This window comes from Dysgonomonas sp. GY75 (assembly GCF_015234155.1).
Lineage (GTDB): Bacteria > Bacteroidota > Bacteroidia > Bacteroidales > Dysgonomonadaceae > Dysgonomonas > Dysgonomonas gadei.
Genome location: NZ_JADCLQ010000036.1, coordinates 608,494 through 631,102 on the forward strand (window position 1 = coordinate 608,494; position 22,609 = coordinate 631,102).

A 22,609-nucleotide genomic window follows, 5' to 3' on the forward strand; every position below is an offset into this window, starting at 1 on the left:
TGCCATATAAGAGTAAGCAGGAACCTAAAGAAAACAGTTGGCGGAGAGATTTCTTGTTTATTGATATTCAGATTCCTGCAAGCTCCCAGATTGATTATTTCCGCCAGTTTCTTGCCTGCTTACGGAGCCTGTCGAGCGAGCTTTGACTGGATTGTATTGTATCAGGCCTTACAATCTTTGGCGCTACGCCTTCGATCTTTACATGAGGTGTTTCTTTAGGCTTAGGTAAGGTTGACAAAAATTTATTATACGCCTCCAATAAGTGTGTCGCTTCTTCTGCATTCAGGTCAATATTTTGATAACCTTGAGCATAATGGACTGTGAAATTTTTTATCAGATTATTACTTAGAAAAGACAAATCTCCGCCAAAGATAACCCTTATATCTGCTGTTTTCTGAGCAACAGTATTCATCCTTCTGGCTTTGGCATATCGTACTGCCCGAAGTTCAAATTTACCTTTGTCTGTAACGCATTCCAGCTTTTCATTTTTGTAATATTCCACTGGGACTGCCTCTTCAAACACAGCATCTGTAAACATGTATTTAAGAGAAAGGTGCAGAAAACGGGCTCCTTCTTCCGAAATAAAACGAACAGAAATCATAGGCTCTTTAAACCGGGGTTTCTTTTGCAACTTACCTAGCGATATATTTTCCCACTCCGAGGTTATCGAATTTTTGGAATCCGCTTGTGAAAAAGCAGTCAAGGCTGCAACCATGAATCCGAGTGTCAATATAGTTCTGATATAATTCATATTGTCTTATATTTGTATTTTGTTAATATTTACTTAGCCGTGGCCATAAGTTGACTCTGTCTGCCAGTTCGCTAACTTCCGAATCCAATCTTATTCTATTGTACAGATCAGGATTTAATTTACAAGCATTTATAAGCCTTTTGGCAGCCTCTTTATCATCTTTTTTACGGGAAAATATAATAGCCGATAAATACTCATTTTGCGGAGATTCCGGCAATCCATCCAAAACAGTTAAGGCTTTATCGTTATATCCCAGACATACCAGGCATAAGGCCGTATTATAGTCGCCATAAGCCGCTAATATTTCAAGAGCGTCCATGTATTCTCCGTTTTTCAATAAACGGATCGCATCTGCATAATCTTCACGATAAGTAACCTTAATCGTATCTTTTTCAATATCAGTCCTGCACAGCTCGATAAAATAATCGATACGATTTAGCTTCGGATATATTTCATCCCTGATAATTCTGTAATCTTCAGGATATATTTTCTTGATAGTTTCTTCCGATTTGTCCGGATAGACGGCATTTGTTAATGTATCCAGTATGGCTGCTCTATTAGGTAAATCATTTCGCAGTTGAATTTCTTTGACTAAAGAACTCCAATCTTCCCCTTTAGGTTTAACGACTATAGGTGCCGCAATCTTATTTTTCAAAAAAGCGGAAATTGCATTTCCCCGACGCAGGGATTGTTCATAGTTAGACTCCCAATCACCTTGCAAATCGACACTGCATTGTATAATTATACTATCCACTGAATATTCAGGTTTAGCTGCATAAGTATTATACGCTTCCACCAATTTATCGAAAACACCCTGATTTAGACTCTCATCAAACTGATATGATTTGCGCGTCTTATAATCCGGTTGCGCACTTCCTTTATCAAAAAGGAATTTATGCAATTTCCTGCGGTCTGTGGAGAGATCTCCATCCGCTAATTGTGATAATGAAGCTATAAAATAGGTTAGAGTATCGGAAGTAGGAAATACAAATACAGAACGATCTATAGCCTCTGCTTTCGATTCCAGGACTATCTTCAAATTCTTCATACCCGGCCTTACTACCCACGGCTGTCGATAATGGTAAATAACATCATTCTCTGCTGTAATCGTCGTATCTATTTTCAATCCTTCCGGACCGGACCGGTAAGGGAATTCAACAGTTTCTTTAAAAATATCATCTTTCCGGTTTATATTAAGCTCATTCAATACAATCTCATCTATCAGATAATGATGCTTTGCTATCCTGGCAGAATCTTCGCGGGTAAAAGCTTTTGCCTTCATATCATTTAAGGTTAGCTTTTTTGCATGTATCTCACGATATTTGCGCGGCACATGGCTTCTCTTTAAAATACTATCTTTTTGCGTATGCAGATTAAGATCAATCGTAACACTATCGAGCCACTGTAAAGAGAACACATCTTTCAGAAAATTTACATAGTCTTTCTTATATTTCTGATCATATTTTTCATGTATACCTTCCGAGATTTTCCCACTCTCTCTACTCTTTATTACCTGATTCTCTGCTTTACGCCAATATTTGCTATACATATGTTTTTTGTGGCGCATAGCCAAGGCCTCCATGCTCAGGAATTCCATCTCGTTCATCTTTTTCCAATTCTCATAGTTCCTTACCAGCTCATATTGATTCCGATAATCTTCATAGTTGCGCCGCTGTACTTTATTGATTTCTTTATACAGACTCTTCCAGTTTACAAACAAAGAATCGTAGGCTGAAGGATCGACGATGGTAGAAAGAAAGTCTTCATAGGCCTCATAATCTCCTGTTTGCTTATCTTTGAAGCCTTCTCCGACAAGAATGACCGTATCTAGCCGACAAATAGAATCCCCGTCTATAAGCTTGGGCACAAGCACGAGCCGCCAATTTGGATCTAAAACATCAACAGGTGCAATGATATTAAAGTCAAGATTAACCTTCCCATCACGCTCTGGTGCAAAATATGATTTTACTTTTATAACTACTTCCGATAACTTATAAACTTTACTGGTATCTAGTTTGGTTGCTTGACTGGCGAAGACTTCATTCTCTTCCAGAGATTGGTCTTCGAGATTTGTAAATGATACTTCTTCCGATATTGTCCGGGGTCCGCCTTGTCCTTGTAGTCCTCCGCTATTTACAAAATCTATTTCAGGCTTTGTAGTTTGCATGAAAAGCCGTTCTATTTCTATTTGACCTCGCATCTTATTCGAGGAACAGGAAACAAGCATAACAAATATAGCTAGCAACAAGAGCAGCAATAATAATATGGATGACGATATATTTGATTTATTACTTTTTTTCATATTAATAATTTAATCCTTGATATATTTTTACTTTGGAGATATACTCAACCGCAGCCTAGGTATTTTGATACGTATTTGCTCACTTCTGGAAGTTCCCGGATAACCCAGAACCACTTCTGCCACTTTGGGTGCAGCGTCTTTATACGTATAATCGGGGTCGCATATATATTGCTCTTCGACCACCCAGTCGTATTCTATATTTCGGGGGTTGGCTGTATGTTCGGTAATATTTTTTCTATAAAGGGTATACTTTCCCTGCATTTCACCGGCTTCATTCACTTTTCCCAACGCTTCATATTTCAAGTTTCCAAGTTCGAAATTGAATGTTCCGGCCAGTGTATCATTCTTTACAGTTAACTTTAAATTATTAACGATATAAGATTCCACCGGAATTAACGATACTTTTCTACCTTTCCCTTTTACAAACTCACTCTTTCTCTGCCATTTATATTTTTCACAGTTAATGGTTACAACACCATTTAACCTATTATTAGTAAATGTTGCCGTTATGACTTCACGCCCCGACCAATTACCCTTGTCTTCTCTGGGAAGAGACCATTGCCGCTTGTATTTGCCGTGAAGTATCTTTTTTCCCTCCGGATCTGTATAGTACTCATAAGTGATCACACATCCGGTAATCCTATCCTTAAACTCTTCCTTGAGAATTTTTCTCTCAGACTCCGGCTTTTCTCTATCACGGCTTTTACCGCCATCTGCCTGTAATGAAATGGCAACTAGCAGCCCACTCATTAATGTTAAAATAATTCTGTTCTTTATCATCCTGTTCTATCTTTAATTTCTGCTTAACTGAATCTTGATTAAATGGGAAATACAGGAATTTACAAATTCCACAATCTTAAATAGTTATTCCGGTTAGAATAAAATTTACTAACTCCATTTATTGCTATTTTATTTACCCTTCTGCTAACCTTCCCAAGAGGGAGGGAAGGTTAGTTACAGGGTTGATTACATTGGCTTCCCAGCTCACATAATCACAACAGACTTTACAAAACTACATTGCGGTATCTATTCTATTTTTATTACTCACTTTCGACCATTGGTAATATACCAGTCTTGGCATCTTTAAGAATCTCATCTTCTTCCATTCTGCAATTGCCAAAAAAACTAGCCCCGGCTTCGATCTCTATGTTACGCGCTGTTATCTGTCCTTCGTAATAAGATGAAGCACGCAAAACAACAACGTCCGAGACTATCACATCTCCCAGGATTTTACCAATAACTTCAACTGATTTTCCTACTATTTTCCCCTTGACACAGCCATCAATGCCTATAACTACTTTACCGCCGCTATAGATATCTCCATGCACATTGCCATCTATTCTAAAGTCATCTTCTATTTTGATTTCACCTTTCAGTTCTGCAGAACCGGAAAGAATACTTAGTGACCGTGAATCCGGATTCTGACCATTAGAACCCTTATTTATTCTGTATTTATTAAACATATCAATATATATTAAAAAAGATAACGTAATGAGACTGAATACCCTTTGTTACAGACATAGACAATCTGATCGCCAAGCATTAAATTCCGGCCGGAGAACCCGTGTTCATATCTGGTATCCAGAATAATATGCCGAGTCAGATAAACTCCGGCGCCTATGACGATTCCATAATCGATCCGGTGTCCTGCTTTTTCATATTTTATTCTATTCCCGGAGTCGCTGTCCTTTATGTTGCCTGAGATAGCATAAGAAGTATACAAACCCGCTTGTACAAAAGGTTTTATTTTCGTCGGAAACGGCGTCCATTCGGCTATCAGCGGCAACTTCAGATTATCCTCCATAAAATGATAAGTAATTCCAATATTGTTTCCCATATCATTTTCCAGACTGAATTCCTGATTGAAATAAAGTAGCGCAGCGCGAAGACTCAGGCCAGGTAAACCGATAGGATGTTGGTAAGATAGACCTCCTTCAAAGCCCGCTTTACGGCTTATATCAACTCCGGTATATCTTACTGTAGATGTATTGAGTCTAATCCCGGCTTGTATTCCGATATTTTGAGAACTTACCGTATATGCACCTGCAAGAAGCAATATAGAAATAAAGAGTGTCTTCATAGCAGCATAAAAGTTATCAGACTAAATATAAATACCACAATAGTACCACATCCTCCAATCAGTACAGGTCTTATATCTATTACCGGATTATTGCAACGTTTCCTGAGCACAGGCAACGCTCTTTTTCTATCTCTTCGCACAATATGTATATAATCTGATAAATTTTCGGAAATCATTACCATTTTATTTTTATTGATAAATTATAATTTAAGATACCGGATTTGATACCGGCCTTTGCGTTTCTTGTTAACATAGCAACATCTCTAGATTCAAATATTGGAACATATGAGGAATATCATCTTCTGAAACCGGATGAATATTTTTCCTAAATCTCGGAATCAAACTGTCTTTCCAAAATGCAAATCCTTTACAGATCGTACGACTGACGATCAATACTTCATTCTCTGAACTGTCGAGAACCGTGAAATGCGGATTGAATAAGCAAGGCTCCCCGTCCTTTACGATGACAATCAGGATACTGTTTCCTTCTTCCCTAACGTCTTTGATCTTGAAAATCACATCTACGTTGCAGACCGAGAATAAATTGAAAGCTGAACGCTCAAAGGCGAGCCAGTACCCATCGATCCGGTATAGGCGGATATGTTTGTCGTTTGACTTTTCCTTTTCCAATATTTGCTGAATGTTGCTCATATTTTTCTATTTTTAAGGTGCTATAATTTTGCCAACTTTTATTCCTCCCTCCTTAGTATACACTTTCACAATATAGACCCCCTGGTTTAGAGGGATGAATTTTACATAAAGGCTGGTATTTATTTTCACATCAGAAAATATACGGCGCCCAAGTACATCATATATCCGGATCTGTTCTATATTCCGGTTTGCATTCACTACCAACTGTTTATTATTGTATATGATACTAATGTCGGATCCCGGTTCCGATTCTAACAGATCGGACGATATTAATTGTAAAGCAAACCTATCGGCATCGATATATTCATTTTTAGAATCTACCGTACGTTGAGTAAAAGCATATGTATTATTAAGAAACAGATTTTGCTTAACTCCTAAATATTTATCAACAAGTACCGGGTACAAATCATTGGCAGATAAAAACCGGTCTACATTCTCGAATTTAAGCGAAAGCGTATTTTTAGTATCAGAGCATTTTACTCCTATTTCTATTTCACTAATTCCTTTTTCATATGCCTGAATTAGATTATAACTTTTGTTATCAGTAGCAATAAAGAATGTTTCCGGTATAGCATGCCCTTGCGAACTAATCATTTTCTTAACATTAGATGTATTCGAATCAACTTTAGGCCCGGAAGATATAAGAACAGAACAATCACCTTCGGCCCCACTACCAGCAGTAGACTTCAGATATAAGCTTCCCGCACTTAAAACTGAAGAAGGACTGCCGGCTACAATTGGGCTTGTAAGAGCATAAGTACCTTCGAGAGGAAAAAACAGGTTTACCTCTTCATCCATAAGGGTGATTATAAACGACTGGTATGCTGGAATATAGTTGGAGTTTGAGAAAGAGTAATGTTTCCATGTACCATCCAAACTATTAAACAACTGGTATCCTGCCGTTTCATTTATTTTTTTCCTGGCAGCATCCGAATTGTTTATATCTAAAAAATGACCGGAATTTATTTGTGCCAGGAACGGATTACCAATCATGGCCTTCAATGATGTGCTACTATTCCTTTTTACCTTTTGTTCATAACCAGGGACTGTTGCAGGAGTGCCCGGGACAGTAATATTGGGAGCTGTTCCGTTTTCTTCATAAATAAATCTGTAAGCTTCGCTACCACGCTTCATCCGCCCGAGAGGGGAATACAACAGTTGTAATGTCTGCGTGTTGAAGTAGAAGAACTTACTCTCTTTCGTAAACCTGTCGTAGCTGTGTCCCGGATAATAAGGAAGTTTTTCAGCACTCTCAAAATACGGGATTTCTATTATTCCTTTTAGACCTTCTAGATTGCGATGGTCTGCATAACCGACAGAGTTCTGATATAAAGCAACTTTTACAGCAATAGCATTGTTTGTTTCATTTAACGGCACATCATTAGCTGAGAACTTTTTGCTGAAATCACCAACTTCAATCTCTCTTCCTTTTATTCCGGTTTGGGGATCTGATAAAGCAAATCCGGCCTGCCATGTCAGAGGATATCCCGCAAAAGCAAAATCTCCTGTGGCCATTCCTTTCAGTGGAGCCGATAGTGCATACCACTTATCCCGCATCATTGCTGTACCCGAGATACTACTATTACCAACCGGCTGATTTCCATAATTTACCCCGGCCATATTTCCATAATAACCCCAGTTATATTGGATATACGCTTTCTCATAGGTCAGTCTGTGCTGATATGCCAGCTCCGCTCCATATTCGAATGTTATGTTGCAGCATATAGGCATACCGTACACATCAACCGGCGTGCTATTGGCATCCAGCGATGGATAAACAGTTAAACCTCCCGGAATATATACGTTGGAACAAGAAACAGGTACCATATTCAGTGCTGTTCCCGATACATCTACCCAGTTGGACGGATCGTTCCAATTATTGTTGGCAGCACTTTTTTTCCAATATAGTGTCTGACCACCTGCTACTATACGGATAGAGAAAACATTACTGTAATAAGTTCCTCCATACTGATTGTCTGTAGTTGTCCGGCGATAATAAGCCGGAGATGCAGCCAATATAGCCGGAGTATAGTTAAGCGCATTATTCGTGCCAGGAGCATCGGTCCAAGTTGCATTGTCGGTACTTACCTGCCATTTGTAACTAAAATCACCACTACCCCCCGAGGAGGCCTCTCCTTTTATTTCGGTTGGGATCTGTCCACTACATACATACGGATTACCAGCCAATGTGCCGGCTGTCACAGCATCAGCAATTATATAGGGCCCAAAACCGCCGTATGTAAGCGGAGGATTAGTTACGTCCTGACTATGTGCATATACCACACCCGATTCTACATACCAGTGAATATAATAACCTGTCCTTTTATTTATGTTTGCTCCGTTAAAAGAGACAGTCGTTTTCTTATCCGTATTAATACCATCAGGTATATTCAGATTCGTCCAGTCATTGACGGAAGTAGTGATTGCATTATAATTCTTTTCTGTTGTTATTATATATTTGGCTTTTACATCAAGCGGGTCATAGTTAACTCCTGTACCTGTATGATTTATATTCAAGGCTAACTCTACATTTTTATTTGACGCCGACGTCAGAAATATAGACTTATTGGGTGAAGCGGTTACTTTAATATGTTCATTTATACCCGTATCATTACTTACAACTCTTTGCATACCTATCCTGCGGATATAGCCGGGTAAGGCGATACCTTTCCAGTTCCCGTTAATAAGAAGGACATCAGAATACACACCTATCTGCTTACCTGTCACTATAGGTAAAACTATATAATAAACATCGCCTTTGATTAAGGTAGTGGGCGCAGAAACTACAGTAATTCCGTCTGCCGCCAGAAATTTAATCCCTGTAAAATTACTTGCCGTCCCGGCCTGAAGTTTAAACGTAAGATTACTCATAGATTCATTGTCTTTGTATTCCATCTTTATCCTATAAGCATTGTTCCATGCTTGTTGAGCCGTATAACCAAGCTCAAGAGGAGTTGACGCATAATCAGTAAAGGCAATATCTGTTTTCAAAAGAGGTAGCTCTATGTCTCTTGTACTACCCTGATTTCCTATAACAGTGGTCACTACCGGCATATAAGGACGCCCGTTACTATTACTGGATGCATCGGTAAAGAATGTTGTAAGCTGTTCAAAATGTGCATTGAAAACAAATTTACCGTCCGCACCGGTTCTCCCAACCCTTACCTTTTTCAAATCATAGTCAATTCCCAGCTGGGTAAATATATTTGCCAGACCTGTGGTTTGCGTCAGATCGAGATAAATATTCGCATCAGGCTGATAATCTTCAGTATGCACTGTGATTTTTGTTTTGTTCGGATCGTTTATGTAAGTTATGTTTTTTGCTCCTGCCAGTGCCAGATCAGGAACTACCGTATTTGTTTCCCCTGCTCCATAACCTTCTATAGTTGCAGGTGGCAATGATATTATTGCGCTATTATCCGCATAACATCCTATAACTCCGCTTCCGGTCGGACACCCGCTTCCTATACCCGCCGCATGCCGTCTTGAACTGGCTGTCACATCACCTCCATATATCAGGATTATCCCGTTATAATATGTGTACCATCCACCGCCAATACCCGCAGCATGTCCGCCATTAGCTATCACCGTTCCACTGGAAATAATAATATTTCCTCCGGCTGTATTTCTATACGACCCACCACTACTTCCTGCGTTACAGGTAATTGTAGAAGAAGTGCCTTGTCCGTTTCCCTGCCCCTGAGTAAAATTGGGCGCGCCAATAGCCGCTCCGCCTCCTCCGCTACCGCTTGCACCGACTGTACATCCTGCAGTTAACTTCCCGGAAGAATTATCATCAGGATTATCAGCACTGATATGTATCTGCGCCCCCTGATTTACCTGAATGGCACAATAGTGATTTTGCGTATATGTAAGGGTGTTGGTTCCTTTCAGGATAAAATTGACTTTAGTAACAGGATTAAGATTAGATTGATTATTTTTTCCCAGAACAGTGATACACGAAACATCTGTACTGGTTCCTCTGGCTTCTGTTCCTCCCGTCTTTGATGATGCAATAGACACATTGTCCAATGTGACAGTACCATGGTAACCGGATTGAATTGTGATAGTATTAGCCGTGGTTGTCCCGGTAATAATATAATTACTGGAAGAATTACCCGGTATAGTCAGACTTCCTGAACTTATATTATGTGAAACCACGGTCTGCGCCTGCATAGCTGTTGTTATAAATCCTAACCACAGAATTGAAATTACCTGTACCAAACGTTTTCTTATGCCTTTCTGAAGAAAAGAACCGTTAGAAAATATTTTATGTAAAACAGTAAAATGTTGCATATTTCTTTACATTTATTACTTCACTACTAGGATGAAAATTTGTTACTTATTTTTTGTATAAATCAGTAAAATCTTAATTTTCTTCGATGTATTATAAGGATTAGAACTATTGAACTCCAGATATAACTTATCGTCGAGTACAGCCCATTCAGCGATGAACGATTGTCCGGATGAAAGGTCAAATCCCAGAAAGTTTCCATCGACTTCGTATTTCACTTCCTGATTTTTTATCTCATCTTTTTCAAGATATATTGTATTTTCTTTGATCTCTATTCCAGAGTAAAATTCACCGTAATTACTGGAGCTATCAATATATAGTGTACGTCCTGTATCATCAACACAGACATTTTCCAGTACCCATTTCCCCTGCAGTAAATTCTTATTGTTTTCTTTTGTCTGCGCAACAGAGAACAGTGAGATACTGAAGAAAATAATCAGTAAATATGCCTTTGAACATATATTTTTAGGTTCCATAGACTTGCTCTTTTAATTTATTCAAATATTATCTCCTGATCGATGGGATCAGCCCAATCCTTAACAGTTATATTTATACTCAGATTTGTTTCCGGTTCCCCCCTGAAAGTGACTATGAGTTGTATGATCCGGTTAATTTTAGGCACAAAAGATATCTCGATGGGAGTCTTCCCGAAGTAGCTCTGTCCTTTCAGCGGCATACTGGTACGCAATCGCAATTTGTGAGTTGTGGTATCTATATGCTGTGTTTCGAAAGCATCCGCCCCCCTGTGCGCCGGAACGATAAAATTTACGGTGTCGGCTTTTAATTGGGCATTAAAGTTGAAATACTCCCTGACCGGTATATTTCCCGAGTGGTCCGGATTGTCTTTACCGGGATAATATCCGCCTGTCCAATCCAGCGTTGTAGGCACATCCAGCAGATCGACAAATGCATAATCATTTCTTCCGGTATGTATCTGGTCAAAGCCGGTATAATCCTTTAATATAACCTGTATTTTTGCCACATTCCGGTTCATCGTAGCTTGCTTTTCCGTCTTCATATTTTCGGTTATAACCGTATTTGGTAACGACGCGTATCTGAGTTCTGCCGGAGTTTGTGCTAAAAACTCATTTGCTGAAGTCGTAAAGCCCGTTTTCCACATAGGATAGGTATTTGCTCCCCCATAAGGTGGAAGGGTTACTGTTCCGGCTATATCCGTATTACAAGTCAAAAGCACAAGATTAGATATACCCACAGGCATATAAGTAGAAAGCTTATTGTCATTTCTGACTACATTCAATTTCTTTTCTACAAACTTATCAGTGTTGGTAAACACATATATTAAAGCGTTATTCAGGAATACAGGGTCGGTACCTGACTTTAAAGTCATCGTAATATTTGTTTCAAGAGGTTCTTCTTCCCCCACGATTTTATCTCCGTCGCATCCGGACAAAAGCGCTATTAAGGCAAATGTGACAAATAACCCGAACGCTTTCGCAAATAAATCCATGCAATTAAAGGATAAGCTTATAATGATATTCTTATTCATAATCAGTTCTTTTTACTTGTATACATCCCCTGTCCAAGGAAAGAGATTCCGTCCCACTGTTTCTGTTATTTCAACTTCCGAATCCGTTGCCAGCCCATTCTTCAAGGCTGCAGGATTTCCGTACATACTTCCCAATCCTTTTATAGTAGCTGCGATCTGGTATTGATAATTACGCTTAACATAGTCATGATCTGCTGATTTTCCTGCTTTAGGCTGATTTACTATTACCGGATAGTAGCACTTGAGAGTATTGAGACTATTGTCTTTAGAACTTTTAAAATTGTATCTGACACCTATTACCAGATAAGTGGGATAGCTGCCGCTTTCATTCTCAAATGCATAGAACCATAGAGGCGTCGCATTTGTACTAATATCATAACTAGTTGCCGTAATGGCTTCTAGAAGATAAGATGCCGGCTCACTATCCTGATTCAGATTGTAAATCCGGGCTGAATTATTCAAAAAAGAATAACCTGTTTGACATCCATGACCAAACTTTTCGGCAAATCCAATCTGAGAATCAACTGCAAATTTTGAAGTTGTCTTTGTATTCAGCATGAACACAGAATCTATCTGAAAGGTGTAATCATTTGAAGGATAACTAACCCCTTCAAAAGGCAGACTGGCAGGTAGGTCAAATTCAATTTTTCGTATGGCAATTCTTGCTGCCAAGCGCTCTATGTAAAAAGGGTTAGAGCCATCCAGCAACCAACCCTGACCTGGGTCGACACCATCGGGACGGCCATTATTTGTTGTATATCCCAGATACTGGTGATCATATAAATTGTTAAGGGATACATTTTTTTTATAATTACACATGGTAAGATTCATTTTCAGATTGGAAGGATTTATACCTCCAATAGGTATATCTTCATCCGCATTCGGGGTTGTAGTACCCGGGTAAGGATAACGTCCCTGTGTTGATAAATCTTCGTATTTCTTCAGGAAATCCTGGCTATTGGTTACTGAGCTGAAATATTTATCGGGAGCATTTGCAATCACATAAATATCCCGTTTCCCCGCTGTAACGATTATATCTTTTATTTCATTTATCTCTATATATTCTTTATCGTAAATTTGTCCGGTTACATTTTTTGTCTGACGGGCAACATATCCATATCCATCCAGTTTTCCTTCTTCCGACTCGCCTTCCGATTTGAACACAAGCACTTCGAGACTGTATATCTTACTTTCAGCGCTTAGATCCGGATTACCGGAAGATTTCTCTTTCCCTTGCTGAGGGGCATTAAGTAAAATAGAAAGAGAGGTTTCCTGTTTGAGGCCTTCAAGAGTTGGTGATTCATCTCCGGAACATGAATACATAAGTGCCCCTGCCAGTATGCACATTAGCAGATAAGTATGTTTCTTTATATTCATTTTTTCCATTATCAATTTTCTTCTTTGCATTTGAGTCAGCATCTTAATTATTGAAAAACATAGTGGATGTTGCACCAGGCTATTTTTCTCTTTTCGTTTTTCAGTAAGGATAAGGTGGACAGGCCTGCATAGTTGAATGCACTCCAGCATGTCTCGTTGTAGTTCAATGAGCGTTTCTTTTCCACACCGCGGATATCCACTATGCCTGTCAGCCCCAGTCTTATTGTCAGCTTATCCCTGTTCCCATAGGCGAATGGTATCCATTTATCTTTTCCGGAAACCAGAATTTCCACAACTCCGTTTCTCATCCTATATCTGTAGAAATAGCCGTAAGGCATGATTTTTAGCCGGGAATCATCTATAAAAATTACTCTCATCTCTTTATATAGATTTTCTTTTTCTTCTATCTCATCTTTCCACAAGTCGGATGGTCTTACCTCCGTAATGTCGCAGGTGATAGCCCCTTTACGAGAACCTGTGTACATTACAAACTCTTTTATCTGTGAATGTCTGAATGATAAAATCAAAGGAATATTTATGTGTTTCATGTCTTACTTTTCATTAAATTTTAACTACTAACGACCCCGGCTTTCCATCATACTTTACTTGTTATTCGACAACTGAAAATCCGGCTATAGATTCTTTTGGGGAAATCTGTATTTCAGGTGCATTGTCCGGTTTTTTCACAGAATCTATGGCTACTGCCAATTTTTTAATTCCCTTGTTATCCGGATTGTGCAGAATAATACCGCTCAGATTGATAGCACTACGATTGCCATCGCCCCAGATACGTAAATCATGACGGTTTGTGAATACGAAGTCTTTTCCTTCTTCTGCTGTTGTCTGAGTATCTACTGAACAGGAAATAGCGATATCGCCTCCTGTGGCATTTGTAAGCAAGGCACCATCCGAAGCCCTTAAAAGAGCAAATTTGAAAAAGCCGGAAACAATACTATTCATTCTGCCATGGTCGCCCAGCGAGTTTATCGCAATATGTGCCGGTTGATCTATAATTGTACCGGTACAGCTTAAATTAGAGCTTTCGAAATTGATATTCGCATCATTGATCGCATATATCTTTCTGAAGTCTACAACCACAGACTTAGGTAATTCATAACGGGTGTCTTCTAATGTTTTCACATTAAACGTACCGGAACTGGCACCCCTTCCTATAACTATGCGCGGGCTGACTCCCATGTCAAAGTCCAAATTATCTGCAGTACCTTTTCCATAAATACCTTCCACTATAATATCCGATCCTGTAGCATTGATCAATGCTTCACCATTTGTTTTGAAGATTCCGAGTTCGTATATAATATCCTGTGTCCCTTCCAGTCCTTCACGTGTACCCATCAACTTAACCAATACTTCCTGATCTTCTATATCTCCGACGCCGACAGGCTTCACCATATAGCTTTGTTCAACATTTGCCAGACGCAGTTCGAACATTTTACGCCCTTCCATCAAATTATTTGCCTTCACCGGAACTTCGACATCCTGCTTTATCATATATCGTGCTGTACCATCGTTGGAAGGGACAAAAGACAGGCTCCCCTTTACAGGAATATAGTTATCGCTTTTGTTAGCCGTACCGTCTGTAGTCAGATATTCTACCCTTACAGGAATAGGAGCTCCCTGGTCCGTTGTCGGATAACCGGTAAGTGTGATGGTGAAAATAGCAGTTGTGAAGCCACTTACCGGTTTGTTTATCTTTACATCCGACACATATAGTCCATGTCCTAATTTTATCAGGCGGTTTTTCATATCTTTAAACAAGATATCCCCGTTTGGCGTGAACAGTATTTCTTCAAACATCTTTTTGTCATCCTCTATAGCATAACGATCGAACAGGAGTTCACCTGACGCAGACAGCATACATACCCGTCCACTCGACCTGCTGGTCAAGAATATACCGTTTGTTGTCATATGTACCTGATCGAAATTACCATCAGTAGCTTTCTGGTATATCTGGCGTCCGTCTTTAGACAATCCGATCATTGTACCACGGCCACGTTCTGTATCATAGCCTACAATAACAGATTCTCCCGAAACAGGATTCATTTCCATACCCGAAATAGTTCCCGGCATTATATACTTCTGTAAATCCGTACCATCGTTGCGCAACAGGGAATAGTAGCTCTTATCCGCTGAATTTCCACCAACAAGAACATTCCCGTTCTTTGCAAGAGATAAATATTGTAATGATACCTCGCTCGATGCCGGCACAATCTCTTTACTGAATATAATATCTCCTTCCGGACGTATCTTCATTATTCGTCCACCGGCTATTTGACTGTTTCCAATAAGGAATATGTGATCATCCTCGGCTGTTATCATTTTAAAAAGATGAAATTCCGGTTCCGGTAATTTTGTAACGAATACAGGTTTCCCATTACTGTCGAGCCTGACTACAGCAGACACAGTGCCTTCTTCGGCCGTAAAAGCCGCGTGTATATATTCTCTGGAACTACCGAGTACATCAAACCCCATACATGGACCACCTTCGTCGGAAACATATTTATAAACCACCTTGCCGGTAGAATCCACTTTGGCAAGCATACCTGCCCGAATACTTCCGGAACGTGGCTCATATCCTCCTAACACGAAATTGCCGTCCCGAAGCTGCTGTCCACAAAACAACTCACTACCGGCTTCTCCGACATTAATATCTTTAAGTATTTCTCCTGTTTTATCAGTTATAATAAATCTGCCGTAAACACCCTTGTCTTTTTTCTTCGAAAGCCAATCCCGGGATTGCCCCAGTATCAATAGTTTACTATTACCTATGTGGTAAGCGTTGTTTACAGACTCAAACCCTTTCGTCAAAGTGCGTGAAGCCACAGCCGACCCATCCCTGCTGATCCATGTGACCGTAGTAACACCGTCATTACTTCCTATCAGGGCTACTTCCCCGTTTGTGACAGGGCAGGTATACTGGTATGTGATGTCTTCGCCATATGTCCTGTCATAAACGACAGGCATGTATTGGGCATGAATATTGATTAGTGGATATGTCGATGACAAAACCAAAACGACCAAAATGGCATACAATTTCCTTCTTAACTGCATTGTAATAATATTTATTTTGTTATTGCTTTTATATCTACTCGCCGTACATCCCGGTTGAGTCGTATTTTATTCTCTAATGGAAGATATTGGTAAAGGGATTTACCGGATAATTCCTGATTGAATTGCGATAATAAAGAGGCAAAATCAATATCGGCCGCAATCTGTCCTTTACCTTGCATTAACAGCTTAGCCGTTATACCGTTATCTTTCATCCAGTTTCCGACTTCGACAGCTCTTTTTTCCGAAAGCGCCTGATTATATTGTTCTCCCCCGATTTCATCAGCATAGCCTTCCATGACGAGCGTATCTATTTTGCTGAAATCAGATTCTTTTTGCCATGCCTCAAGGGCTTTCAATGATTCTACACCCAACATATAAGAGTTAAAATCGAAGTAGAGGCTCAACACATGTTCTACAAATCCGCTACTGGGCAGAGCCTCCTTTAAAGGGATGCCTGTATAACTTTTATTTTCGTCCCTTATTAGATTTATAGATCCATTGCTTACAGCTTTAGCTTCTGATATGCCAAAAAGCATGTTATTTTTTCGTTTGTCCGATATATTCCGCTCGAAGTAGAATATATCATCTTTATTTGCTGTTTTTCTGTCCGAAACAATGTATCCTCGGTCTTCGTCGATATGAAGCAGGCTAAAATCATTGTGAACTGTATTTATCGGATAATCAAAATGCACTAAACTTCCATCTACGGTATGTCCGTTTTCATAAGTTATGCCGTATACATCATAACCGCCAAAACCAATATGACCATTGGAGGAAAAGATCAGCATATCATCAAACAAGCTCGGTGAGATTTCATCTCCTTCGGTATTGACCTGAGAGCCAAGGTTTACAGATTCGCCCCATGCTCCCGTCCGGTCGTCCCAGTGAGTGACATAAATATCGTACCCTCCAAAACCACCGGGCATATCCGATGCAAAAAGCAACGAACGGTCGTTATTGAATAAATAGGGATGAGAATAAGAACTACCTTCTATTTGAGGGAAAATTTCTTTGAAGGAAGACCAGCCTTTCCGTTTCTGGTCATAATTTGAATAATATAATCTGGTCTGAAAAGTATTTAGCCCCTGAGCTGTCATTCCTATTCCTTCGCTTTTTCCATAATAAACCTGGGTTACTACCATTCTGGTCATATTACGCGAAAACGACATAGGGCCATTTTGCAAACCGGAAGGAATCATATCCAACATCCGATTCTTTACATCTTCCCCACTCTTAATGGAATATCCGGAATTTTCAGCCAGAGAAAAGTAATTGCTGCGGTGGTAAAATTTCTTATTCGGATCATGGAAACGGCTTTTACTACTGGCATAGATAAATTCGCCCGCCTTCACGCCTACCCAAAATTCAGAATTGGATGTATTTACTTTATCCAATGATCGAACTGTAAATTCGGGCATCCCTATTGGTAAAAAGCCATCTTCGTAATTAAGAGCATGTAGGATATTCTGGTAACGCTGATCTGAATGATAAGTGTCGCGAAAAGCGTATCGGCGGGCCAGACTAATGGCTTTCATTCGCTGTCCGGAAAAACGCAGGGCATCCAGATAATTACAAATATCCGCTGTAGTGAATAAATTGCCGGAGATATTCATGGCTGACTCATAATGAGGTACAGCCTTTGTATAATCCAACAGGGTAAGGTATAAACGCGCTACCTTCAGATGTAAGGCTGCCCCATATCCAGAACTTAAAGCATGACTAAAAGCTGTCTCGTAAATAGTCATTGCCTCGTCGAAATCCTGACGAATGAATTTCCGGTCGGCTCGGGCCTCAATCCCTTTAGCTCTCCTGTCTCCTTCCATTTCATTTTTGATATCATCACCTATTGCAGATAATGAAGTAAAAAACAAGAGTATAAGGAAAGTAGATCGTATTATATTGTTAATCATAAGAGTCTTTTATCTGAATATATTATACACGAATGATACTCCGATTTTAGTGGGTCCTACATAATTTTTTGTCTTTTTGATCTCCTCTGCGAAATTTGCATATTCACCCCCTAGCTGATATTTATCATATTCCAATAAGGCATATCCTACTCCAAGATTAACGTCTATGCGAAAACGACTCGACAGATAGAATTTATATCCGGCTGTGATTCCGGCCGACATCCCCCATCCTTTACGCCGGTAACTGGTTTTCTCTTCGTCCTTGTTTTTTAGTCCGATATTGAAATTTCCGGCCATTGCATAGGGGCCTACATAAAAGCCGTCCCAAAGGTCATTTGTATAATAATACTTAGGATTGAGATAATATCTGAAATCGAGGCTGCCGACAAGTACCCGAAATACTTCTTCATTTTTTTTGAATAAATAAGGCATCCACATGATGTCTGTGTTTATTGTAAGCTGCCGTCCTACAGTCCACTCAATACCAAAATTGGGATTCCCGGTCAAAATAAAAGGAATATTTGTTTTCAGTGCCTGAGATTTTACTACCGGAGTATAACAAAAGAACATCAGTAGTATAGCACCGGTAAAAATGTATTTAAAATAATGTTTCATTGATTCATAAATTAATAAATATCTGTTTATACGCCTATTCCGCCACCGCCGGGTCCGGAGTTTTCTTCCGACTCTATCTGAGGATTCCATTTCTCGGGATCTTCCAATCTCATTATCTGTATATTATCACCATCAACTTCTATTATGTGAGTCTCATTCATATGCAAGATGATTGGAGTTCCCATTTTGTCTGTAAAAGGAATGGTCAGAGTTGATAAGGTATTATCAGATTGCCCGATAAAGCTCAGTTTTAAAACAATAGGTTCTTGCTCGCGTCCTTCTCCGGATAAGTCGGGCGAAGGAAAATAATAATTCTGAACCCCGAATTCGAAATCTTTATATTCAACATCGAATGTTTTACCGCTCAATCGCATTATATCAGATGTACTATTCCGCGAAGATCGGGTACTGGTACTGTCTTTCAGTGCCAACAGATATTGGGTGGTACCTACACCTGAAGCCTCAATATCTATTTTCTTTATATTGGTATATGTTAATGAAGCATCTAATTTGAAAAGATTCTTAAAAGCTATGCAAATACGTCCCACATATTTCCGCTCGAAAAGAGCTGTATCGGAAACTACCGGACCAGGAAAGTTTATTGTTGGAGTTCTATACTCCAGATAGATAGCAGAAGGTTCTTTATAAGTTCCATCCGTAGATTGTTGCAGATCGAATCTGGCTTGACCATATATGTTTAAGTCCTGAAAATGTGTTCCCTGGGCATTTGTGAAGCAGTATACATTGTAACTACCGGGATAAAGCCTGAAATTAAAATTCCCCAGCCTGCTTCGCGCATTTTCCGAAAATGGATTACCGGAATATCTTTCCTTTTTAAGTTCATCGTTATAGATAAAGATGCTAAGATCCTCGATACTATATGTCTCTGTTCTTATATTCTTATCAGCTTTGGGTACATAAATTTCATAATTGGTTTCATCCTCGAAATAGTCATATGTACATGATGATAAATACAATAAAGTAAGCAGATATAAAAACTGTAAGTAATATCTTTTATTCATTTTTTTAGATAATAAGATAACATCCAGCTACTATCCGCCCTGCCGGAACAATACTTTATTCAAGTATTGTCCCAGTAAAAGAGCAAGATAATAATGTTCAATTAGTTATTCAGATCTTGATTGTTAATGAAAAACCCGGCACAAATATTTAGACTTCGACTTGTTCGCTTTCTATTTTTGAGTTCCAGTTTTCAGGAGCGCCAACTTCTATAATCAGTGTGCCTTCGTTTTGAGGTTCAGGTATTTCGGGATATCCCTTCGATTTGATGGTCATATTTACTTCCCGTATCACATTCGGAGAGAAAACACCTTTGATTGTACCTGCCCAATATACCGGTTGAGGTTTTGATGCTATTGTTCCATCAGCATACTCATATCCGGTTGGAGCCCATCCTGTAAGGATAATAAAATACACTCTTGCCGGATCTGCGTTAGCATTAGTAGCTTTTCCCTCTGCCTTGGTAGCATTTGGCAATACGTGAATATCTTTCCATAGTGTAAATTTACTATCTACAATAACTTTTGGATCATAGCCTGTTGTTGGATCGGTATCATTATAAGTACTTGTTCCACTGGAACCGATCATAATTCTGTTAGCATCGGAAGCAGTCTCATAAATACCACCGGCAAATGATCCCAACTTGAGGCCTATACCAACAGGCATGTTTCCTATAGCGATAAAATTGCTGGCATTAGCAAAATCTACGGTGCTCAATTTTGGCGCCGAGTCTTTCTTGTCAGTTTTATCTACGCGTACACGCATCAATGATATTTCCCTTTTCAGCATTAATGGGGAAGAAGAAAGGTCTGTCGTTTTTCCTTCTTCTATTTTTATATTTGAAGAATATGCTGTGAATATTTCTGAAGCAGGCGAGTATGCAGCCGTTTGAGAGAAAGTATGTCCGGCAGGCAGGATAGATTCTTTCAGGTCGATAAACAATTCAGAATTAAGTTTTTTATTCAAAACATTGTATGCATCAAATTTTGCCCAAGTTGTTCCGCCATCGAGTGAAGTAGCTACATTGTCCACATCGCTCTTGATATTAGCCACGATTGCCAGATCATAAGTACCCTGAGGTACATTTGTCCATTTAAAAATCTTGGTTGAAGATGTTGATGGATCTATAACATCTGAGAAAGCAACAGCCCCACTCACTGAGTTATATAAAAACAATTGTATTTTGTTCACGTTGCTCCAACTTGTAACGGGGATAGCTGTTGAAGATGCATCTTTGGTGGTAATACCATCAAAGATGACTTCAGTAACTAAATTTCCCGTATTTGAAGGCACCGGTACATTTTCATTGCCACCTGGTACATTTTCATCGCTACCACAAGACGACAATAGCAAAATGGCAGAGGCCAGGCTAAATAATACTTTTTTCATTTTTCTAATTTTTAATTTAAAATAGATTTTAGATAATATAGTTGATTAAAAAACGAATAATCTCTCCCAATCCAATTTCTATCAATGTCAAACAATATTTGTTAATATACAATTCAATCAAATAGCCTTAACATTGAATAATTCATTTTGCCTCATGTTATATTATTGATAATATTATTATTACCAGTTTGTAATAATATTATCATTCTATTAATTTGTCTGTCACTTTAGAAGTGACAGGCAGAAGATAGACACTGATATATAAATAGCTGACATATAGTATATAAAATACTAACCCAACCTTCAAATAGTTTTACAAACTGTCAAACAAATTATTTATCCGAAAGGATATATAGTATGTAAATTCATAGCTATTAATCTGAATAATAGCTACTTGAACTTGATGCTATATATATAAATAAAGACAGGAATGATTTTTTTTACAAACATTTGTTAAACATATTGAAAACTTGGGTGTTATGGGAATTTTATATTTAGAAGAGCATTTAAGATGTATAAACTATGACCATGATAAAAACCCCGCAATAGAATTTGTCTCTATTGAAGTGGGAGAATCATGGGAAAATCAGTCTTTAGGCAATAAACTAATATTCTTGTTAGATGGAAGACTTATTTTTTCGTTTGGAGAATATTCTGATTGTCAAATCAAATGTAAGCAGATATTATATCTTCCTACAGGCTATAAGTTTACTTGTAAGGCTTTGGAAAAAAGTAATTTCTTTGTAATATGTATACAAGGGCATACATGTTTTTGTGATAACTATCATTTCAAAGATCTTGAGAAAGACGTCTTATATAAGGTTAAACGCTCAGCCTCTACCGGAAATAGTATATTTACATTGGAGATGAATGAATGCTTAGAGAAATATCTTAATAATTTACTTGATTACATACATATTGGAGTAAAATGCAGATCTTTCTATCAACTGAAAATAAAAGAGTTATTTCATATCTTCCGATGGTTTTATCCTAAAAATGTCTTGTGGGAGTTCTTTCAATATGACCTGAAAAGCGGAAATGAGTTTGCAGCATCTATCATGGATACCTGGTATAAATACAAGTCGGTAGGAGAGCTCGCTAATGCCATGAATTATACAACTTCCGGCTTCGAAAAACGATTTAAACGTATATTTGGATTGTCTCCATATAAATGGATGAAAGATCAGAAAGCTAAAAGAATCTTTCATGAGATAAGAAATACCAATCAAACCTTTAAACAGATAAGCTCTGATTTCGGATTTGCATCACTACCGAGTTTTAATGATTTTTGTAAAGCAAATTTTGGAAAGCCGCCGGGCAATATAAGAGAAAAATAATAGGTTTGGCGGAAAATCAGAATAAGTGGGTAGCTATTGATAAGGTTTAATATTAAAATTTAAATAAATTTGTGTATCCATTTTTAGGCTTCTGCCTGTCACTTCTAAAGTGACGGAGTTGATGGTAAATAATCTACTGGTTGTAAAGATACACATTTAACATTTATAAATTGACATATTTATAAATATTTTAACAGTTTTTTGATTAATTATGCATATATACTATTTACTAAAAGATGATTTTTCTTAGAATTACAACAAATCCCGGCCTGCCCTTGTAGAAGGCAAGAAAAACAGGAGTTAATAT

17 protein-coding genes are annotated in these 22,609 nt (G+C 38.6%); 1 reads left to right on the forward strand and 16 read right to left on the reverse strand.

The genetic code is table 11. The annotated features are described in order from the left end of the window. Nucleotides 1–94: 94 nt before the first annotated feature. From IR083_RS14595 to IR083_RS14670, 16 genes are all read right to left on the reverse strand, one after another. Nucleotides 95–751, reverse strand: a complete 657-nt coding sequence (locus IR083_RS14595) for a hypothetical protein (protein ID WP_194224868.1) — start codon at nt 749–751, stop codon at nt 95–97. Nucleotides 752–773: 22 nt separating this feature from the next. Continuing rightward, nucleotides 774–3,053, reverse strand: a complete 2,280-nt coding sequence (locus IR083_RS14600) for a hypothetical protein (RefSeq protein ID WP_194224869.1) — start codon at nt 3,051–3,053, stop codon at nt 774–776. 27 nt (nt 3,054–3,080) lie between these two features. Further along, the gene (locus IR083_RS14605; protein ID WP_194224870.1) at nt 3,081–3,833 is read right to left on the reverse strand and encodes a hypothetical protein; all 753 of its coding nucleotides are present in this window, start codon (nt 3,831–3,833) and stop codon (nt 3,081–3,083) included. A 260-nt stretch (nt 3,834–4,093) separates the two neighbouring features. Beyond that, on the reverse strand, nt 4,094–4,516 hold the full coding sequence (locus IR083_RS14610) for a polymer-forming cytoskeletal protein (RefSeq protein ID WP_006799974.1): 423 nt from the start codon (nt 4,514–4,516) through the stop codon (nt 4,094–4,096). Between the two features lie 11 nt (nt 4,517–4,527). Continuing rightward, nucleotides 4,528–5,133 (reverse strand): porin family protein, encoded by a 606-nt coding sequence (locus IR083_RS14615; protein ID WP_194224871.1) that lies wholly within the window; start codon nt 5,131–5,133, stop codon nt 4,528–4,530. Between the two features lie 246 nt (nt 5,134–5,379). Beyond that, nucleotides 5,380–5,784 (reverse strand): hypothetical protein, encoded by a 405-nt coding sequence (locus IR083_RS14620; protein WP_006799971.1) that lies wholly within the window; start codon nt 5,782–5,784, stop codon nt 5,380–5,382. A gap of 12 nt (nt 5,785–5,796) precedes the next feature. Next, the gene (locus IR083_RS14625) at nt 5,797–10,080 is read right to left on the reverse strand and encodes a T9SS type A sorting domain-containing protein (RefSeq protein ID WP_194224872.1); all 4,284 of its coding nucleotides are present in this window, start codon (nt 10,078–10,080) and stop codon (nt 5,797–5,799) included. 42 nt (nt 10,081–10,122) lie between these two features. Continuing rightward, nucleotides 10,123–10,554 (reverse strand): hypothetical protein, encoded by a 432-nt coding sequence (locus IR083_RS14630; RefSeq protein WP_194224873.1) that lies wholly within the window; start codon nt 10,552–10,554, stop codon nt 10,123–10,125. Nucleotides 10,555–10,571: 17 nt separating this feature from the next. Then, nucleotides 10,572–11,585, reverse strand: a complete 1,014-nt coding sequence (locus IR083_RS14635; RefSeq protein ID WP_194224874.1) for a FimB/Mfa2 family fimbrial subunit — start codon at nt 11,583–11,585, stop codon at nt 10,572–10,574. Nucleotides 11,586–11,597: 12 nt separating this feature from the next. After that, entirely contained in the window at nt 11,598–12,992 is a 1,395-nt protein-coding gene (locus tag IR083_RS14640) for a fimbrial protein (protein ID WP_194224875.1), read from the reverse strand. 17 nt (nt 12,993–13,009) lie between these two features. Next, complete coding sequence (locus IR083_RS14645; protein WP_006799966.1) at nt 13,010–13,510, reverse strand: hypothetical protein; 501 nt, start codon at nt 13,508–13,510, stop codon at nt 13,010–13,012. Between the two features lie 61 nt (nt 13,511–13,571). Then, the gene (locus IR083_RS14650) at nt 13,572–16,031 is read right to left on the reverse strand and encodes a Calx-beta domain-containing protein (RefSeq protein ID WP_194224876.1); all 2,460 of its coding nucleotides are present in this window, start codon (nt 16,029–16,031) and stop codon (nt 13,572–13,574) included. Between the two features lie 11 nt (nt 16,032–16,042). After that, nucleotides 16,043–17,941, reverse strand: coding sequence for an OmpA family protein (locus tag IR083_RS14655; protein ID WP_194224877.1), 1,899 nt, complete (start codon nt 17,939–17,941; stop codon nt 16,043–16,045). Nucleotides 17,942–17,950: 9 nt separating this feature from the next. Next, the gene (locus tag IR083_RS14660; RefSeq protein WP_006799963.1) at nt 17,951–18,556 is read right to left on the reverse strand and encodes a DUF3575 domain-containing protein; all 606 of its coding nucleotides are present in this window, start codon (nt 18,554–18,556) and stop codon (nt 17,951–17,953) included. A 26-nt stretch (nt 18,557–18,582) separates the two neighbouring features. Continuing rightward, nucleotides 18,583–19,578 (reverse strand): hypothetical protein, encoded by a 996-nt coding sequence (locus IR083_RS14665; RefSeq protein WP_006799962.1) that lies wholly within the window; start codon nt 19,576–19,578, stop codon nt 18,583–18,585. A gap of 148 nt (nt 19,579–19,726) precedes the next feature. After that, a complete protein-coding gene (locus IR083_RS14670; RefSeq protein WP_006799961.1) occupies nt 19,727–20,965 on the reverse strand; it encodes a FimB/Mfa2 family fimbrial subunit in 1,239 nt (412 codons plus the stop codon). Between the two features lie 479 nt (nt 20,966–21,444). Between IR083_RS14670 and IR083_RS14675 the strand changes: the two genes are divergently transcribed. Beyond that, on the forward strand, nt 21,445–22,302 hold the full coding sequence (locus IR083_RS14675) for a helix-turn-helix domain-containing protein (RefSeq protein WP_006799960.1): 858 nt from the start codon (nt 21,445–21,447) through the stop codon (nt 22,300–22,302). The last annotated feature ends 307 nt before the right edge of the window (nt 22,303–22,609 follow it).

What these genes read in the sequence shown, in the direction of transcription:
- IR083_RS14595 (WP_194224868.1), bottom strand. Translation starts at nt 751, where the DNA reads ATGAATTATATCAGAACTATATTGACACTCGGATTCATGGTTGCAGCC.
- IR083_RS14600 (WP_194224869.1), bottom strand. Translation starts at nt 3,053, where the DNA reads ATGAAAAAAAGTAATAAATCAAATATATCGTCATCCATATTATTATTG.
- IR083_RS14605 (WP_194224870.1), bottom strand. Translation starts at nt 3,833, where the DNA reads ATGATAAAGAACAGAATTATTTTAACATTAATGAGTGGGCTGCTAGTT.
- IR083_RS14610 (WP_006799974.1), bottom strand. Translation starts at nt 4,516, where the DNA reads ATGTTTAATAAATACAGAATAAATAAGGGTTCTAATGGTCAGAATCCG.
- IR083_RS14615 (WP_194224871.1), bottom strand. Translation starts at nt 5,133, where the DNA reads ATGAAGACACTCTTTATTTCTATATTGCTTCTTGCAGGTGCATATACG.
- IR083_RS14620 (WP_006799971.1), bottom strand. Translation starts at nt 5,784, where the DNA reads ATGAGCAACATTCAGCAAATATTGGAAAAGGAAAAGTCAAACGACAAA.
- IR083_RS14625 (WP_194224872.1), bottom strand. Translation starts at nt 10,080, where the DNA reads ATGCAACATTTTACTGTTTTACATAAAATATTTTCTAACGGTTCTTTT.
- IR083_RS14630 (WP_194224873.1), bottom strand. Translation starts at nt 10,554, where the DNA reads ATGGAACCTAAAAATATATGTTCAAAGGCATATTTACTGATTATTTTC.
- IR083_RS14635 (WP_194224874.1), bottom strand. Translation starts at nt 11,585, where the DNA reads ATGAATAAGAATATCATTATAAGCTTATCCTTTAATTGCATGGATTTA.
- IR083_RS14640 (WP_194224875.1), bottom strand. Translation starts at nt 12,992, where the DNA reads ATGCAAAGAAGAAAATTGATAATGGAAAAAATGAATATAAAGAAACAT.
- IR083_RS14645 (WP_006799966.1), bottom strand. Translation starts at nt 13,510, where the DNA reads ATGAAACACATAAATATTCCTTTGATTTTATCATTCAGACATTCACAG.
- IR083_RS14650 (WP_194224876.1), bottom strand. Translation starts at nt 16,031, where the DNA reads ATGCAGTTAAGAAGGAAATTGTATGCCATTTTGGTCGTTTTGGTTTTG.
- IR083_RS14655 (WP_194224877.1), bottom strand. Translation starts at nt 17,941, where the DNA reads ATGATTAACAATATAATACGATCTACTTTCCTTATACTCTTGTTTTTT.
- IR083_RS14660 (WP_006799963.1), bottom strand. Translation starts at nt 18,556, where the DNA reads ATGAAACATTATTTTAAATACATTTTTACCGGTGCTATACTACTGATG.
- IR083_RS14665 (WP_006799962.1), bottom strand. Translation starts at nt 19,578, where the DNA reads ATGAATAAAAGATATTACTTACAGTTTTTATATCTGCTTACTTTATTG.
- IR083_RS14670 (WP_006799961.1), bottom strand. Translation starts at nt 20,965, where the DNA reads ATGAAAAAAGTATTATTTAGCCTGGCCTCTGCCATTTTGCTATTGTCG.
- IR083_RS14675 (WP_006799960.1), top strand. Translation starts at nt 21,445, where the DNA reads ATGGGAATTTTATATTTAGAAGAGCATTTAAGATGTATAAACTATGAC.